The sequence below is a fragment of the Ruegeria sp. AF8 genome (assembly GCF_056541825.1).
In genome coordinates, this window is record NZ_JBQFYW010000001.1 from 189,708 (window position 1) to 205,200 (window position 15,493).

The window sequence follows — 15,493 nt, forward strand, 5'->3', positions numbered from 1 at the left end:
TTCATTTGAAATTCCGTCCGGGCGAGACTTATATATACTCTCAAACACAAGCGGGTATCGAAATCATGACGCCAGACAGCCAGGACATCGCCACCGATTGGTTGGCCAATGCCGGTCTCCGACCGACGCGGCAGCGCGTCGCTCTGGCCGAGCTTCTGGTGGGCGACGGCAAACACCGGCACGTGACGGCTGAAAGCCTGTTCGAGGCGGCAAAAACGACCGGCGCCGCGGTTTCGCTTGCCACGGTCTATAACACCCTGCGGGCGTTCTGCGACGCGGGCGTGCTGCAGGAAATCACGGTGGACGGGTCGAAAAGCTATTTCGACACCAATACTCACGATCACCCCCATTTCTTCTGGGAAGATGAAAGCCGCCTGAGCGACGCGCCCTCGGATCAACTGGTGATTCAGCGCCTGCCGGAAGCACCCGAAGGGGTTGAAATCGCCTCTGTGGATGTCGTTATCCGCCTGCGCCGCAAAGGCTGATCAGAGTTTTCCGAACAGGCGTGTCAAAGCAGTCTGGGCCGCGTCGATTTGTGAACCGGCAGGGCCGGTGCCGTGACGCGCCATGACGACCGCTTCGGACGCTTCGGGATCGCTCAGAGGCAGGCTGATGATGGGTTTGCCGTCATAGCTGATGCCGCCGACGGGGTTTGTGTAGCTGATGCCGATGCCTTCGCCATGCGCGGCCAGGCTGCGGAGAATTTCCAGCGAGGCGGCCCGATGCGCGACCAGCGGGGTCAGGCCCTTGCGTTTGAACAACTCCAGAACATGCTGCGCCGAAAGACCTTCTTCGGACAGGATCAGCGGGTGCTCGGTCACCTGGGCCATGGTGACGGCCCCTTCTGACGCAAGCGGGTGATCCGGCGGAATCAGCGCGTTGGGGCGGCTGTCATACAGAACCTGCCGTGAAAATCCGGCGTCCATTCCAAGATCGTAGGTCAACGCGAGGTCGATCTGACCCTTGAGAAGCGCCGTGATCAGGGCTTCGAATCCATCGGCCCGATAAGTCACCTCGACGTCCGGCAGACAGGCGCGCAAGCAATGCAGGGCCGGGGCCAGCAGAAAAGGCGCAAGATCGACAAAACAACCCAGACGCAGCCGCTTGGCCGGTGTTCGTGGATGCGAGGGATCCTGCAACCGGGCCGCGTGCGCCAGCAGGCTGTCCGCCTCGTCGATAAAACTGCGGCCTTGCGGAGTCACGGTCATGGCCGAGCCGCGTTTGCGGATGAAAAGGGGATAGCCCAGATGCTGCTCGATTCGCGCGAGCGCTGCAGACAGGGCCGGTTGCGATACGTTGAGGTGATCGGCCGCCGCAGACAGGCTGCCATGGCGGCCGATGGCGCAGACATATTCATACTGGCGGAGCGAAATGAATAACATGAGGTTATTTATTAGTTTTGAAGATATGATTTGAACAGGGGTTTCAAACATGCGCATATCTCGGCACTGACAGTATGACGGAGATTCCCATGCCCCATCCCCTGGTAACGCCGGATATGATCGACACCTACCAGCGGGACGGCGTCGTCCTTGTGCGCGGATTGTTCGCCGATCATGTCGACGCCCTGCGCGCGGGGATCGAAGCGAACATGTCCGACCCCGGCCCCTATGCCTCGGAAAACAGGAAAGACGGTGAATCGGGCCGGTTCTTTGACGACTATTGCAACTGGGGCCGAATTCCGCAGTTTCGTGAAGTCATCGAAACCTCACCGGTGGCCGAGGTGGCGGCGGATCTGATGGCATCCGGTTCCGTGCAGATGTTTCACGATCATGTGCTGGTCAAGGAACCGGGAACCTCGATGGCGACACCCTGGCATCAGGACGGGCCGTATTACTTTGTCGAAGGGCGGCAAACCATCAGCTTCTGGTCACCGCTCGACCCGGTGAAAGAGGCGACGCTGCGTTGTGTCGCGGGTTCACATCTGTGGGAGAAAGAGGTTCTGCCGACCCGCTGGGTCTCGGAAGAGGGCTACTTCCCGGACGAAGGCCAGTACATGCCGATCCCCGACCCCGAGGCCGAAGGCATGAAGATCGTCGAATTCGAGATGCAGCCGGGCGACGCGGTGGCGTTCAACTATCGCATTCTGCACGGCGCGCGCGGCAACACGTCGGCGTCGCGCCGCCGCGCGTTTTCCCTGCGTCTGGTTGGGGACGATGCACGTTATGTCGAGCGCCCGGGCCGCACCTCACCGCCGTATCCGGGGCATGACATGCAGCCGGGCCAGCGCCTTCGCGAGGATTGGTTTCCGGTTCTCTACAGGCGCTGAAGCCGAGTGTTTGCAGGCGCGTTGGCTTGCCCGCGCCTCAGAACCACTGTCCCGGTTCCATCAATCCCAGATCCAGCAACTGTCCCGAGTTCCACTCGAACGGAACCGAATTGCGCCATTTGAAAGTCCGGATATGCGCCCCCGAAACCGGATTGCGTTTCAGCGCCTTTGCCGCGCGAAAGGAACAGATCGCCGCAGTGAGGTTGTGATGCCAGGGACAGGAATAGGTATTGTATTCCGGATCGTCGAACGTGTGGTTGGAATGCAGCTCAAGTCCGGGTTTCGACCGGAACAGCGCGATGCGGTCCATTCTCCGGCTTTCCTTGGGAATGAACTCGTCGAACCGCCAGCGCAGGCCGCCTGAAAAATCCAGTTGCCTTTCGAGGGGATGTCCGGTCGCCGGATCTGTTCGCGCTTGCGCAAAATACCCGGATTTGTCCAGCAGCGCGGCTTCGGGCGAAACCGCCGTGGGGCAGGCCTCCAGATCCTCGGCATAGAGGTCTATCACATAGGTCAGCATCGCGTTGCGGCGTTCCTCGGCGTGGAAGGCCAGCATCTCGGCCACGCTGCGCGTTTCGCAGAATGGATAGAACAGATATTCGGCGTTGTAGCAGTAATAGAGCCAGACATCCGGTAATGCGCCGATGATCCGGTTGACCGCCGCAAAGACCAATTGCCGGGGCCTGCTGGCATATGTGACCCGGTGCACGCGCTCTTCAAGATCCCGGGGCAGTTCGAATTCGTCAGGCATCAGGGCAATCACGGTTTTGAACCCGAGTTTCAGATGGTGCAGCAAAGTACCGGTCAGTTCGACGTCATCTTCGGCAAAGATCATCGCGACCGGTCCTTTGACCGACGAGTTCGCGACCGAGCTCAGAAAGCTGTCGAGTGAGGGATACTGCATGCGGTGCCCTTGTCCTGCTCTGCTGGCAATTGCCGTCAAATTCGGGTAAATGCGCCCGCATTGCAAGCCGCGCCCGTTCCGTATAGACGGCGTCGATCCCGCGAATGCAAAGGCCCGCCTCATGTCCGAACCGAAAAAGCTGTTTATCAAGACCTATGGCTGTCAGATGAATGTCTATGACAGCGAACGCATGGCCGAAGCGCTGGGCGGGCAGGGCTATGTCGAGACGAAATCTGCCGATGACGCGGACATGATCCTGCTGAACACCTGCCATATCCGGGAAAAGGCCGCCGAAAAGGTCTATTCCGAACTGGGCCGGTTCAAGGGGTTGAAGGCCGAGAAACCCGATCTGAAAATCGGTGTCGCCGGCTGTGTCGCGCAGGCCGAAGGCGAAGAGATCATGCGCCGCCAACCGCTGGTCGATCTGGTGGTGGGGCCGCAAAGCTATCATCGCCTGCCCGAGATGGAGGCGAAGACCCGCGAGGGCGAAAAGGCGCTGGACACCGACTTTCCCGAAGAGGACAAGTTCGAAAAACTCAAGGGCCGTCCGAAGGGCAAACGCGGGCCGACGGCCTTTCTGACCGTACAGGAGGGCTGCGACAAGTTCTGCGCCTTTTGCGTGGTGCCCTATACCCGCGGCGCCGAGGTCAGCCGGCCCGCGGACCGCATCCTGCGTGAGGCCCGGGATCTGGTCGAACGCGGCGTGCGCGAGATCACGCTGCTGGGGCAGAACGTCAACGCCTATCACGGCGCGGGTCCGAATGGGGACATGACGCTGGCGGGCCTGATCTGGGAACTGAACAAGGTCGACGGGCTGGAGCGCATTCGGTTTACCACCTCGCACCCCAACGATATGGGTGATGACCTGATCGAGGCGCACGGCACCTGCGACAAGCTGATGCCCTATCTGCATCTGCCTGTGCAGTCGGGGTCGGACAAGATTCTCAAACGGATGAATCGCAGCCACACGGCGGAAAGCTATCTGCGGCTGATCGAACGCATTCGCGCCGCCCGGCCCGATATCCTGATGTCGGGGGATTTCATCGTCGGCTTCCCGGAGGAAACCGAAGAAGATTTTCAGGCCACGCTCGATCTGGTCGAGGAGGTCAAATACGGCTACGCCTATTCGTTCAAATATTCCACTCGACCAGGCACTCCGGCGGCGGAACGCCCGCAGGTGCCGGCAACTGAGGCGGATGATCGCCTGCAACGCCTGCAGGCGCTGATCACCAGGCACCAGCGTTCGGTGCAGGATGGTATGGTCGGGCGGGACGTCCATGTCCTGTTCGAAAAGCCTGGCCGGCTGGCCGGGCAAATGGTTGGAAAATCAGAATATCTGCACGCGGTTCACGTGGATCACGCACAGGTTCATCCGGGTGACCTGCGGCGTGTGCGGATTACCGCGTCGGGGGCGAACTCGCTTGCGGGGGAACTGAAACAATCCTGATCGGGCAAAATCGGGATAGCGCCCGAAACAACGGGCTATTGGCAAATTGCCGGGATTGATTCATTTTGCCGCAACCTGTTTGTGGCTTAGATCGTCCGAGCAACGCAATTTGGCCGGAGGGTTAAACCGGCCTGAAAGGGCGGATTTTTTGTGAAGCTCCTATGGGAGTTGGTACGAGGGAGGAGCAGAATGTGAAACGGTTGCACAAGCCGCTGATCTGCAAAATTTTGGCATTGATGCCGATTTTTGGCATTCCGGCACTGACCGGAAAAATGGTTGCCGCCGGGAACGTCGAAGCCCCTTACGAGGAGCCCGAGGTCATCGAACCGGCCAGGCGCCTTGCCACATGGCAGGGGTTTTACGCCGGCGGCGCGCTGGGCTATGCGTACGGTAGTTCTGACGAGGTGGGCCAACGCGATCCGAGCGGCGTATTGGTTGCCAGCATAGGTGACCTGAGCCCGGGTGGGTTCAATTACGGGCTGCGGATCGGTTGGCGAAACAACATAGCTTTGGGAAGCCGATACTACGTTTACGGAATTGAGCTCGGCTATGACGCGGGCAATATCGGCGACTCGTTGAGTACGAATTCCCATCAGGCGTCCGTGGACGTCAACAATACCCTGTCTCTTCGGCTGAAAAGCGGTATCACCAACACATCCGGAAACACTCAGTTCTATGGGATTCTCGGCTACGCCCGTGGCGATATCGACTATTCGGTTTTCGGAACCGCTGGCGGTGACACGATCGCGCTGTCGGATCGTTCGGATTACGACGGGTACACGCTGGGACTTGGGTTGGAGCGAATCGTTTCGGAAAACGTACGTGTCACATTGGAATACGAATACACGCGGTTCAATTCGCAGCAGTTGTTCGATTCTTCGGGATCTTCGACGGTGGCCACGCCCGGCTATGGCAATCTTCGGGTTGGCCTGAATTATGCGTTCTGATTGCAATCCGGGGCGATTGACCGTTTCCACCCTTGATCTGAGCGATCACTGGGGCCACCGGTAATACTGTGAACCGGGCAAATTTTTACTGTCGGTGCTTGCACTGCCGCAAGCAATCTGGCTACGCTCAAATCAAATGCCAAGACAGGAGAACCTATTGGCCATCGGTGCCCTGACCCCACCGCAAGATGACATGCCCCCGCACGAGGTGCTTGTTGAATTTCCAGACAACAGATTGTTGATTGACCTGTGCGGTGAATATGACCGCAACCTGGCCGAGATCGAGCGAACGCTGTCGATCCAGATCCTCCGCCGCGGCAATCAGCTTGCCATCATTGGCGAGGAAGAGGCTCAGAAACGGGCGGTCGAAGTGCTGGAGGCGCTCTATGACAGGTTGCAGGCGGGCCGCTCGGTCGAGGCGGCGGATGTAGACCGAGAGTTGCGCATGGGCGGGTCCGAGACGGGAACCGGCGTGCGTGACGGTGACCAGCTTGAGATGTTCAACGGCGGCTCGGTCGAGATCAAGACGCGCAAAAAGCTGGTCGAGCCCCGCACCGACGCGCAAAAGGCGTATGTGCAATCCCTTTTCAACAATGAACTGGCCTTCGGAATCGGCCCGGCGGGCACCGGCAAGACCTATCTGGCGGTGGCCGTCGGCGTGTCGATGTTCATCGGCGGCCATGTCGACCGCATCATCCTCAGCCGCCCCGCCGTCGAGGCGGGCGAGAAACTGGGCTATCTGCCCGGCGACATGAAGGACAAGGTCGATCCCTATATGCAGCCGCTTTACGATGCGCTGAACGATTTTCTGCCGGGCAAGCAACTGGCCAAGCTGATGGAAGAAAAGCGGATCGAAATCGCGCCGCTCGCGTTCATGCGCGGACGCACCCTTTCGAACGCGTTCGTGGTGCTGGATGAGGCGCAGAACGCCACGACCATGCAGATGAAAATGTTTCTCACCCGTCTGGGCGAAGGCAGTCGCATGGTCATTACCGGCGACAGGTCTCAGGTCGATCTGCCCCGAGGAGTGCCGTCTGGGCTGGCGGATGCGGAACGCCTGCTGAAAACCATTCCCAAGATCGGTTTCAACTATTTCACGTCCAAGGATGTCGTTCGCCATCCGCTTGTCGCCGCCATTATCGAAGCATATGAAGCCGATACCGGACGCGAGGCGAAGTCCTGATCAGGGTATGTGTTTGGCCGCGCGGATCACGGTGCTTTGTGCAGCCAGGGGGCAGGTTTGACGATTGAAATCACATTGGAGGATCCGCGCTGGGACAATCTCGTTGACGTGGGCAGCCGCGCGGTCACGGCTGTGCTGATGCATGTGGGGCTTGATCCCGAAAGGTGTGAGGTCAGCCTGCTGGGATGCGATGATGGCCGGATTCGGAAATTGAATGCCAGTTTCCGCGACAAGCAGGACGCAACCAACGTACTGAGCTGGCCGGCCGAGGATCTGGCCGCGGATACGCCGGGGATGGAACCTGCCGCTCCTGGCCCCGATTTCAGCGGCGAAATTGCTCTGGGCGATATCGCCATCTCGTATGACACTTGCGCGCGTGAGGCTCGGGGCGCCGGGAAATCCTTTGACGATCACGTTACCCATCTGGTGGTTCATGGCGTGCTTCACCTGCTTGGGTATGACCATGTAAGTGACCCCGATGCCACTTTGATGGAAGGTCTTGAGATCGAAATACTTGGCAAAATGGGTGTGGATAACCCATATACTGAGTAGTAAGGGCTTTGCGGCCTGATCAATTGGAACAGGAAAATGGGCGATACAGACGGCAGTTCTATGGCGGCGCAAGGCGCGCAGCCCGAGAACGGCGATGACATGAACGAAGAGAAGTCCGGGTTTTTCTCCCGCATCATTGATGTCTTCTCTTCCGGTGAAATTGCCGATGACCCGCAGATGAACGGGCAGGCGTCACCAAGTGTGCAACCTCGTGGTATGATCAATCTTCGCCGCATGCGGGTCGAGGATGTGGCGATTCCGACGGCGGAAATCGTCTCGGTGCCCAGCACGATTCCGAAAGAGGAACTGGTGCAGATATTCCGCGACAGCGGCATGACCCGGATACCGGTCTATGAGGGCACGCTGGACACGCCGCTTGGATTCGTTCACCTCAAGGATTTCGCCCTGACCCATGGGTTCAACGGCAATTCGGTCGGGTTCGACCTGACCAGGATGCTGCGGCAATTGCTGTTCGTCCCACCTTCGATGCCGATCGGCGTTCTGCTGACCAAAATGCAGACGGAACGCCGGCACATGGCTCTGGTCATTGACGAATATGGCGGTGTTGACGGTCTGGTCACTATCGAAGACCTGATCGAACAGGTGGTTGGCGAAATCGCCGACGAGCACGATGCCGACGAAGACCAGCTTTGGGTCAAGGAAAAACCGGGCTGCTATGTCGTTCAGGCGAAAGTACCGCTTGAGGATTTCGAGGCCGAGATCGGGCAGTCGCTGACCAGCCACGAGGATGTGGACGAAGAGGAAATCGACACCCTCGGCGGGCTGGTTTTCATGTTGTCGGGTCGGGTTCCGGCGCGGGGCGAGGTGGTCATTCACCCCGAAGGTCCGGAATTCGAGGTGCTCGACGCTGATCCGCGCAGGATCAAGCGGTTGCGCGTAATGCTGCCGGACCGCGCCGCATGATCCAACTTACCCGCTGGCCGATCTGGCTGCGCTATGTGCTGGCCGCCGGGTTGGGGGCGGTCGCAGCTTTTGGGCTGGCGCCATTCGGGTATTGGGTCGCCACATTGATCTCACTTGCCGCGATGTCCGTGCTGTTTTTGTCGGTGCGGACCAAAGGCCAGGCCGCCCTGTTGGGGTGGTTGTTTGCCAGCGGCTATTTCGCCCATGCTCTGATGTGGATCGTCGAGCCGTTCTTTGTGGATGCCGAGCGCTATGCCTGGATGGCACCGTTTGCGCTGATACTGATGGCCGGCGGTATGGCCCTGTTCTGGGCGCCGGCGTTCTGGTTCGCCATGCGCCCGGCTTTGTCCGCACGTCGGCGCGTCTGGTCGCTGGTGCTTTATCTCTCGATCGGAGAGTTCGCGCGAGGATACCTTTTCACCGGGTTTCCCTGGGCCGGGCTGGCGCAGATCTGGGTGGATACACCGGTCGCTCAGCTTTTGTCGCTTGTCGGCCCCAACGGATTGGGAGCGCTCACCCTTGCGGTCACGCTGCCGTCCGCGCTCGTGTTCGGTTCCCGCTTTTCGGGCCGCGCCCTGTTGGGATACGTGGCGCCGCTTACAGTTTTTGCGGTTGTTGCGTTCGTTTATGCCGGAACGCGGCCGGCGATCGTTTCGACCGGGCAAACCGTACGCATCAATCAACCCAACGCACCGCAGCACCAGAAATGGGACCCGGCCTACGCCCCCACCTTTTTCAACCGCCAGATCGAGTTCACCGCGGCCGAACCAAAACCGGACCTTGTCGTCTGGCCGGAAACCTCGGTTCCGGTCTGGCTGGAAAATGCCGATCCGACGTTGCGCCTTATCGCGGATGCGGCCGGGGGGGTACCGGTCGTGCTGGGCATTCAGCGCAGCGAAAACCTGCGTATCTATAATTCGATGGTCGTCCTTGACGGAACCGGTGCACTGACCGGCGTTTATGATAAGCACCATCTGGTCCCGTTCGGCGAGTACGTGCCTTTTGGCGATCTGATGGCGCGGTTCGGGATCTACGGTTTTGCCGCCACGACGGGGCAGGGCTTCAGTTCCGGGCCGGGGGCTGCGCTGCTGTCTTTGGGTACACTTGGCCCGGCCTTGCCCCTGATCTGTTATGAGGCGGTGTTTCCGCAGGACATACTTGCCGTTTCAGAACGTCCCGCGCTTCTTTTGCAGATCACCAATGACGCGTGGTTCGGCACGCGGTCCGGCCCCTATCAGCATCTTGCGCAGGCAAGAATGCGCGCGATCGAGCAGGGGCTGCCGATGGTCAGATCGGCGAATACCGGCATCTCGGCGATGATCGATCCGCTGGGGCGGGTGACGGCCTTTTTGCCATTGGACGCGGCGGGCAATGTCGATGCCGAACTGGCTGCTCCGCTGACACCGACCTTTTATTCCCGGACCGGCGACAGTCTGTTCGTTTTCCTGTCTTTTGTGCTTGTTTTGCTGATTTTTTTCCTGGAAATGCTGCACAAGCGGAAAACCGATTGACCGCGGCCGCATCGGCGCGTATCTGATGTTCGTCTGTCACAACGGCTTCCTGGCGTGACAGAGCTATTGTTTTAATGGAGCACCTTCATGTCCCGACAGAACTACACTTTTACTTCGGAATCGGTTTCCGAAGGGCACCCCGACAAGGTCTGCGACCGCATTTCGGATGCCGTACTTGATGCTTTTTTGAACGAAGAACCCGAAGCGCGCGTGGCGTGCGAAACCTTTGCGACTACGAACCGCGTAGTGATCGGAGGCGAGGTCGGTCTGTCGGATCAGGAAAAGCTGCATGACTATATGGGCCGTATCGACGAGATCGCGCGCGCCTGTATCAAAGATATCGGCTATGAGCAGGACAAATTCCACTGGAACACCTGCGAGATCACCAACCTGCTGCACGAACAGTCGGCGCATATCGCTCAGGGCGTGAATGCCTCGGACAACAAGGACGAAGGCGCGGGCGACCAGGGTATCATGTTCGGATACGCCACCAACGAAACTTCGGCGCTGATGCCGGCCCCGATCCAGTTTTCGCATGCGATCCTGCGCCGACTGGCCGAAGTGCGCAAAAATGGCACTGAACCTGTGCTGGGGCCGGACGCGAAATCGCAGCTGTCTGTCATCTATCGAGACGGCAAGCCGGTAGGTGTCAGTTCGCTGGTGCTTTCGACCCAGCATCTGGACGACACATTGACGTCGGACGATATCCGCGAAATCGTCGAGCCCTACATTACCGAAATCCTTCCCGACGGTTGGTTGAACGGTGCAACCGATTGGCACGTCAATCCGACCGGCAAGTTTGTGATTGGCGGGCCGGATGGTGACGCGGGCCTTACCGGGCGCAAGATTATCGTGGATACCTATGGTGGAGCTGCCCCGCATGGCGGCGGCGCGTTCTCGGGCAAGGACCCGACCAAGGTGGATCGCTCTGCCGCATATGCGGCGCGTTATCTGGCCAAGAACGTGGTCGCCGCAGGCATGGCCGAGCGCTGCACGATCCAGTTGAGCTATGCCATCGGCGTCTCAAAGCCGCTGTCGATCTATGCCGACACCCATGGCACTGGCGAAGTCGATCCGGCGGCGATTGAAAAAGCCGTGGATAAGGTGATGGATCTTACCCCGCGCGGCATCCGCGAGCACCTGGGTTTGAACAAACCGATCTTCCAGCGCACCGCCGCTTACGGTCACTTTGGCCGCGACCCCGAGGCCGATGGCGGTTTCAGCTGGGAGCGTACTGATCTGGTGGATGCGCTGAAGAAGGCGATCTAGCCTAAAGTCAAAAATGAACGGGCGGTTCCCGGAACCGCCCGTTTTTTGTTTGGGCAGATGCAGCAGATGAACTGCCCAGCACGTGCGACAAATGGTTCAAACCGAGGTTGGGGCGCGTCTCATACCTTGAAAAAACGGGTTGCAACTCGCAGCTCTGGCCGGGCGATCATCACTAATCGGTGCGTTACGGGGTTTTCGGGAAAGGGAACGGAACTCATGGGCTTGAGAAGGCAATTGAGGCAAGCAAAAGGTTGGCTCTTTGCCAAATCCTTCCGAGAATACGGGCTGGCGCGTTTTGACGCAGATGCGGTTCGCGACACTGATGTAGTGATCGCTGCCTGGCCGAAATCCGGTAATACGTGGATGCAATGCCTTGCCGCAGGGCTGCAATATGGCGTGGACAGCTCAAACGCCCCGGATCGTCTGATACAGACGCTGGTTCCGGATCTGCACCAGCGCCGTTTTGGCGTGGTCATGTCCGACACCATGACTTTCAAATCGCATCATATGCCGCAACCGCAGTTCCGGCGTGTCATTCACTTGGTCCGGGATGGGCGGGATGCACTTGTGTCATATTGGCACTATCGGAAGGCCTTGGGTTATACCGGCACCATGGCTGAACTGATGAACGAGAACGACAAGATCTATGCGAACTGGCGGGAACATACAAAAAGCTGGACAGCAAACCCGCACGGCGCCGAGATTCTGACGGTTCGCTACGAAGATCTTTTGAGTGATCCTGTACCGCAGCTGCGCCGCGTTGCCGCCTTCCTGGGAGTCAATTGCGATGACGACCGGTTGGAGCAGATCATATCCAGCTCATCCTTTTCCCGGATGCAGAAGCGCGAAAAGAAGCAAGGCTGGGACAATAAGGTCTGGCCGAAGGATGCGATGTTCGTTCGGCGCGGGGTATCTGGTGCATATCTCGATGAAATGTCTTCGGAGGATATCGCGGCATTCGAATCCCGTTGCGGAGACGTGCTGCAGGAACTGGAATATGAATTGAGCACGCGGGACCGGTAAGGGCTTCTTCGGGCCAGACTGGGCGCCGCCTTGCCTCTTTGGCCTCAAACATCTATGGGCCTCCTGCATGAGCACCGACCAACCGCAACGCCCACGCCGCAACTTTTATGGCCGCTTCAAGGGTAAGACCCTGAAGCCCAGCCAAAAAGCCTATCTGAACGAGGACCTGTCCTCGCTCGCTCCCGGGGCGGTGGATTGGGACAGCAATCCCGAACGACTACCCCTTGACCTGGAAGCTCTGTTCGGCGGCAAGCCGGTCTGGCTTGAGGTCGGATTTGGTGGTGGTGAGCACCTGGTGCATCAGGCCCAGCAAAACCCGGATATCGGTATCATTGGCGCCGAGCCGTTCATCAACGGCGTTGCGATGCTCCTGGGTAAGATCCGCCGTGCCGACGTATCCAATCTGGCAGTGCACCCCGGTGACGCGCGCGATCTGTTCGATGTTTTGCCGGATCAATGCATCGCGCGCGCCTTCCTGCTTTATCCCGATCCTTGGCCAAAGAAGCGGCATCACCGCCGCCGGTTTGTCACGCAAGAACATTTGCAGCCGCTGGCGCGCGCACTGAAACCCGGCGCGATTTTCCGGGTCGCTACCGATATCCCAGATTATGTGCGGCAGACACTGGAGGAAGTGCCAAAGGCTGGTTTCGAATGGCTGGCCGAACGGCCCGCGGATTGGCGCAAGCCCTGGGACGACTGGATTTCCACGCGCTACGAGCAAAAGGCGCTGCGCGAGGGACGGGTGCCGCATTACCTGACCTTCCGCCGCAAGACATGATTGCCGCTGGACCCGATGACGCCAATTCGCTAATCGGCATGGAGTGATAGCGCAAAAGGAGCCCCCATGTCCGGACACGGCACGCCCATCCCGATGACCTCGCATCCCTGCGGCCCGCTGACCGGCACGGCCGAGGTGCCCGGCGACAAGTCGATTTCGCACCGGTCGCTGATCCTGGGCGCGATGGCGGTGGGCGAGACCCGGATTTCGGGGCTGCTGGAAGGCGAGGACGTGCTGGATACCGCCAAGGCGATGCGCGCTTTCGGTGCCGAAGTGGTCAATCATGGCGACGGCAACTGGTCGGTGCATGGCGTGGGTGTCGGCGGGTTTGCCGAACCGGATCAGGTGATCGATTGCGGTAATTCCGGCACCGGAGTGCGACTGATCATGGGCGCGATGGCGACCTGCCCGATCACCGTGACATTCACTGGAGATGCCAGCCTGAACGGTCGGCCCATGGCGCGGGTCACCGATCCTTTAGCGCTTTTCGGAACGCGTGCTGTTGGTCGCGAGGGCGGGCGTTTGCCGATGACCCTTGTCGGCGCTGCCGCCCCCGTGCCCGTGCGCTATGAAGTTCCGATGCCATCGGCGCAGGTCAAATCCGCGGTTCTGCTGGCCGGACTCAACGCGCCGGGCAAGACGGTGGTGATCGAGAAAGAGGCCACCCGCGACCATTCGGAACGGATGCTGACGGGGTTCGGGGCTGAGATCACGGTTGAGGATACGGACGACGGCCGTGTCATCACCCTGACGGGGCAGCCCGAGTTGAAACCGCAGGTCATCGCGGTGCCGCGTGATCCGTCAAGTGCGGCGTTCCCGGTGTGCGCTGCGCTGATCACACCGGGATCGGATGTGCTGGTGCCGAATATCGGGCTCAACCCGACCCGAGCCGGCCTCTATTTCACTCTGCAGGAAATGGGCGCCGACCTGACCTTTGAGAACCAGCGGGAAGAGGGCGGCGAGCCGGTGGCGGACCTGCGCGCGCGCTATTCTCCCGACATGAAAGGCATCACCGTCCCGCCCGAACGCGCGGCCTCGATGATCGACGAATATCCGGTTCTGTCGGTGGTGGCGGCCAATGCCACCGGAACAACGATGATGGGCGGTGTCAGGGAATTGCGCGTCAAGGAAAGCGACCGCATCGACGCCATGGCGCGCGGCCTCCGTGCCAATGGCGTAACGGTGGACGAGGGCGACGACTGGTGGACCGTCGAGGGTCTGGGCATTGGCCGAGTGCCCGGCGGAGGCATGTGCGAAAGCTTCCTGGATCACCGTATCGCAATGTCCTTCATGGTGATGGGCATGGGCGCGCAAAAACCGGTCTCGGTCGATGATGGCGGCCCGATCGCCACATCCTTCCCGATTTTCGAGCCGCTGATGGCCGGGCTGGGCGCAAAGCTGGAGCGGACATGAGCTTTACCGTCGCCATCGACGGTCCCGCGGCGGCGGGTAAGGGGACGATCTCCAAGGGCGTTGCGGCGCGCTTTGAATTTGCGCATCTCGATACCGGGCTGCTGTACCGGGCTGTCGGGCGGCGGGTTCTGGCGGGTGAAACCGCTGTAAAGGCGGCGCAAACGTTGCGCCCCGAGGATCTGCGCCGTGACGACCTGCGCACCGCCGATGTGGCGCAGGCGGCTTCAAAGGTTGCCGTAATGCCCGAAGTGCGCGCCGCCCTGGTCGATTTTCAGCGCGCATTTGCCCGGCGTCGGGGCGGCGCGGTTCTGGATGGGCGGGACATCGGTACCGTGATCTGCCCGGAGGCAGAGGTGAAGCTTTATGTCACCGCCAGCCCCGAGGTGCGGGCCGAACGCCGGTATCTTGAGCTTTCGGGCAAGGGCGCGGATGTGACACGCGAACAGGTTCTGGCGGATGTGAAGGAGCGCGATGCCCGCGACATGGGGCGTAGCGAAGCGCCGATGAAACCCGCCGAAGATGCGGTGCTGCTGGACACGTCCGAGTTGAGCATCCAGGAGGCGCTTGACCACGCCATCGCGGTGATCGACGAAAAAATACCCGCGAAAGGCTGACCTCTCGCGGGCGGTTGCCAGGATAGGTGGAGCACATCCCGGCGCATGAGGGATTACAGCTCGCCCACAGCGACGTGTTTGATCTGTGCCCATTGATTGTCGGCGGTTTTGGTCGTGGCGGCGATGTCTTCGAGGAACTTCGCGCGCGTCGCCGTGTTCAGGAACAAAAACAGCTTGCCGTCGGCCAGCACATATTGATCCGGATCGCCGTCGAATTTCTTGCCCACCGATACCCCGTACGAGCAGAACCCGCCATGCTGCGGCAGATAGGCGGTCGGATTTGCCTGGAAGGCATCGAGGTTTTCTTTGGACGCGAAATAGTAGGACGCGCCGTCATATGTGGCGGAATGATTGGCAAAGCCTTCGACCGGGTTGCCGCTGGTAACCAGCGCGACCAGATCCACACCATGTGCCGCAAGTGGTGCGCCGCCGGCTGAAATACCGTTCGAAACGTTGATTTCGTCAGCGGCAAATGCGGGCGCGGCTGCAAGGGGCAGGGCGGCGATCAGGGCGGTAAGTACGAGCGATTTCATTTGAAGTTTTCCTTGTTCTTGAGTGTGTCGCCGGACCGCTTTGGGCCGGTACACAGAAGGTAGGAACAAGTTGGAGAACGCGTTATCGCAGATCGGCCGCATCATCTTGCAGTTCGTTCAGAATTT

Annotated in this window: 16 protein-coding genes and 1 riboswitch; of the genes, 13 read left to right on the plus strand and 3 right to left on the minus strand. The window is 59.9% G+C overall.

Features of this window, described 5'->3' with window-relative positions; translation table 11 throughout:
* The first annotated feature begins 65 nt into the window (after positions 1-65).
* Positions 66-485: an iron response transcriptional regulator IrrA gene (irrA, locus tag ACR0AO_RS00880; protein WP_480598790.1), complete on the plus strand. Its 420-nt coding sequence runs from the start codon at positions 66-68 to the stop codon at positions 483-485.
* Here irrA and ACR0AO_RS00885 read toward each other — a convergent pair whose 3' ends face one another.
* Positions 486-1,382: a LysR family transcriptional regulator gene (locus ACR0AO_RS00885; RefSeq protein WP_480598792.1), complete on the minus strand. Its 897-nt coding sequence runs from the start codon at positions 1,380-1,382 to the stop codon at positions 486-488.
* Between the two features lie 89 nt (positions 1,383-1,471).
* Between ACR0AO_RS00885 and ACR0AO_RS00890 the strand changes: the two genes are divergently transcribed.
* Complete coding sequence (locus tag ACR0AO_RS00890; protein ID WP_480598794.1) at positions 1,472-2,269, plus strand: phytanoyl-CoA dioxygenase family protein; 798 nt, start codon at positions 1,472-1,474, stop codon at positions 2,267-2,269.
* 37 nt (positions 2,270-2,306) lie between these two features.
* Here ACR0AO_RS00890 and ACR0AO_RS00895 read toward each other — a convergent pair whose 3' ends face one another.
* A complete protein-coding gene (locus ACR0AO_RS00895; protein WP_480598795.1) occupies positions 2,307-3,173 on the minus strand; it encodes a hypothetical protein in 867 nt (288 codons plus the stop codon).
* A gap of 121 nt (positions 3,174-3,294) precedes the next feature.
* Between ACR0AO_RS00895 and miaB the strand changes: the two genes are divergently transcribed.
* The 11 genes from miaB to cmk all read left to right on the plus strand — a co-directional run bounded on the left by miaB (position 3,295) and on the right by cmk (position 14,834).
* Positions 3,295-4,620 carry a tRNA (N6-isopentenyl adenosine(37)-C2)-methylthiotransferase MiaB gene (gene miaB / locus ACR0AO_RS00900; protein WP_480598797.1) on the plus strand — a complete coding sequence of 442 codons (1,326 nt, stop codon included), beginning with the start codon at positions 3,295-3,297 and terminating at the stop codon, positions 4,618-4,620.
* A 191-nt stretch (positions 4,621-4,811) separates the two neighbouring features.
* A complete protein-coding gene (locus ACR0AO_RS00905) occupies positions 4,812-5,567 on the plus strand; it encodes an outer membrane protein (RefSeq protein ID WP_480598799.1) in 756 nt (251 codons plus the stop codon).
* A 157-nt stretch (positions 5,568-5,724) separates the two neighbouring features.
* A complete protein-coding gene (locus tag ACR0AO_RS00910) occupies positions 5,725-6,750 on the plus strand; it encodes a PhoH family protein (RefSeq protein WP_480598802.1) in 1,026 nt (341 codons plus the stop codon).
* 57 nt (positions 6,751-6,807) lie between these two features.
* Complete coding sequence (gene ybeY / locus ACR0AO_RS00915) at positions 6,808-7,302, plus strand: rRNA maturation RNase YbeY (protein ID WP_480598804.1); 495 nt, start codon at positions 6,808-6,810, stop codon at positions 7,300-7,302.
* A gap of 36 nt (positions 7,303-7,338) precedes the next feature.
* Complete coding sequence (locus ACR0AO_RS00920; RefSeq protein ID WP_480598807.1) at positions 7,339-8,226, plus strand: hemolysin family protein; 888 nt, start codon at positions 7,339-7,341, stop codon at positions 8,224-8,226.
* On the plus strand, positions 8,223-9,737 hold the full coding sequence (gene lnt / locus ACR0AO_RS00925) for an apolipoprotein N-acyltransferase (protein ID WP_480598809.1): 1,515 nt from the start codon (positions 8,223-8,225) through the stop codon (positions 9,735-9,737). The genes ACR0AO_RS00920 and lnt overlap by 4 nt, the downstream gene beginning before the upstream one ends.
* Before the next feature lie 30 nt (positions 9,738-9,767).
* Positions 9,768-9,819, plus strand: a riboswitch (SAM-SAH riboswitch).
* A gap of 5 nt (positions 9,820-9,824) precedes the next feature.
* Complete coding sequence (gene metK / locus ACR0AO_RS00930) at positions 9,825-11,006, plus strand: methionine adenosyltransferase (RefSeq protein ID WP_480598812.1); 1,182 nt, start codon at positions 9,825-9,827, stop codon at positions 11,004-11,006.
* A gap of 234 nt (positions 11,007-11,240) precedes the next feature.
* Positions 11,241-12,029: a sulfotransferase domain-containing protein gene (locus ACR0AO_RS00935; protein WP_480598814.1), complete on the plus strand. Its 789-nt coding sequence runs from the start codon at positions 11,241-11,243 to the stop codon at positions 12,027-12,029.
* A 67-nt stretch (positions 12,030-12,096) separates the two neighbouring features.
* Entirely contained in the window at positions 12,097-12,807 is a 711-nt protein-coding gene (gene trmB, locus ACR0AO_RS00940) for a tRNA (guanosine(46)-N7)-methyltransferase TrmB (RefSeq protein WP_480598816.1), read from the plus strand.
* Positions 12,808-12,873: 66 nt separating this feature from the next.
* Entirely contained in the window at positions 12,874-14,220 is a 1,347-nt protein-coding gene (gene aroA, locus ACR0AO_RS00945) for a 3-phosphoshikimate 1-carboxyvinyltransferase (protein ID WP_480598818.1), read from the plus strand.
* Positions 14,217-14,834 carry a (d)CMP kinase gene (gene cmk / locus ACR0AO_RS00950; protein WP_480598820.1) on the plus strand — a complete coding sequence of 206 codons (618 nt, stop codon included), beginning with the start codon at positions 14,217-14,219 and terminating at the stop codon, positions 14,832-14,834. The genes aroA and cmk overlap by 4 nt, the downstream gene beginning before the upstream one ends.
* 53 nt (positions 14,835-14,887) lie before the next feature.
* Here cmk and ACR0AO_RS00955 read toward each other — a convergent pair whose 3' ends face one another.
* Positions 14,888-15,367: a YHS domain-containing (seleno)protein gene (locus ACR0AO_RS00955; RefSeq protein WP_480598822.1), complete on the minus strand. Its 480-nt coding sequence runs from the start codon at positions 15,365-15,367 to the stop codon at positions 14,888-14,890.
* Positions 15,368-15,493: the final 126 nt, after the last annotated feature.

Coding starts and splice junctions, on each gene's coding strand:
- irrA (WP_480598790.1), top strand. CDS start 66: ATGACGCCAGACAGCCAGGACATCGCCACCGATTGGTTGGCCAATGCC.
- metK (WP_480598812.1), top strand. CDS start 9,825: ATGTCCCGACAGAACTACACTTTTACTTCGGAATCGGTTTCCGAAGGG.
- cmk (WP_480598820.1), top strand. CDS start 14,217: ATGAGCTTTACCGTCGCCATCGACGGTCCCGCGGCGGCGGGTAAGGGG.
- ACR0AO_RS00920 (WP_480598807.1), top strand. CDS start 7,339: ATGGGCGATACAGACGGCAGTTCTATGGCGGCGCAAGGCGCGCAGCCC.
- lnt (WP_480598809.1), top strand. CDS start 8,223: ATGATCCAACTTACCCGCTGGCCGATCTGGCTGCGCTATGTGCTGGCC.
- ACR0AO_RS00955 (WP_480598822.1), bottom strand. CDS start 15,367: ATGAAATCGCTCGTACTTACCGCCCTGATCGCCGCCCTGCCCCTTGCA.
- aroA (WP_480598818.1), top strand. CDS start 12,874: ATGTCCGGACACGGCACGCCCATCCCGATGACCTCGCATCCCTGCGGC.
- ACR0AO_RS00895 (WP_480598795.1), bottom strand. CDS start 3,173: ATGCAGTATCCCTCACTCGACAGCTTTCTGAGCTCGGTCGCGAACTCG.
- miaB (WP_480598797.1), top strand. CDS start 3,295: ATGTCCGAACCGAAAAAGCTGTTTATCAAGACCTATGGCTGTCAGATG.
- ACR0AO_RS00890 (WP_480598794.1), top strand. CDS start 1,472: ATGCCCCATCCCCTGGTAACGCCGGATATGATCGACACCTACCAGCGG.
- trmB (WP_480598816.1), top strand. CDS start 12,097: ATGAGCACCGACCAACCGCAACGCCCACGCCGCAACTTTTATGGCCGC.
- ACR0AO_RS00885 (WP_480598792.1), bottom strand. CDS start 1,382: ATGTTATTCATTTCGCTCCGCCAGTATGAATATGTCTGCGCCATCGGC.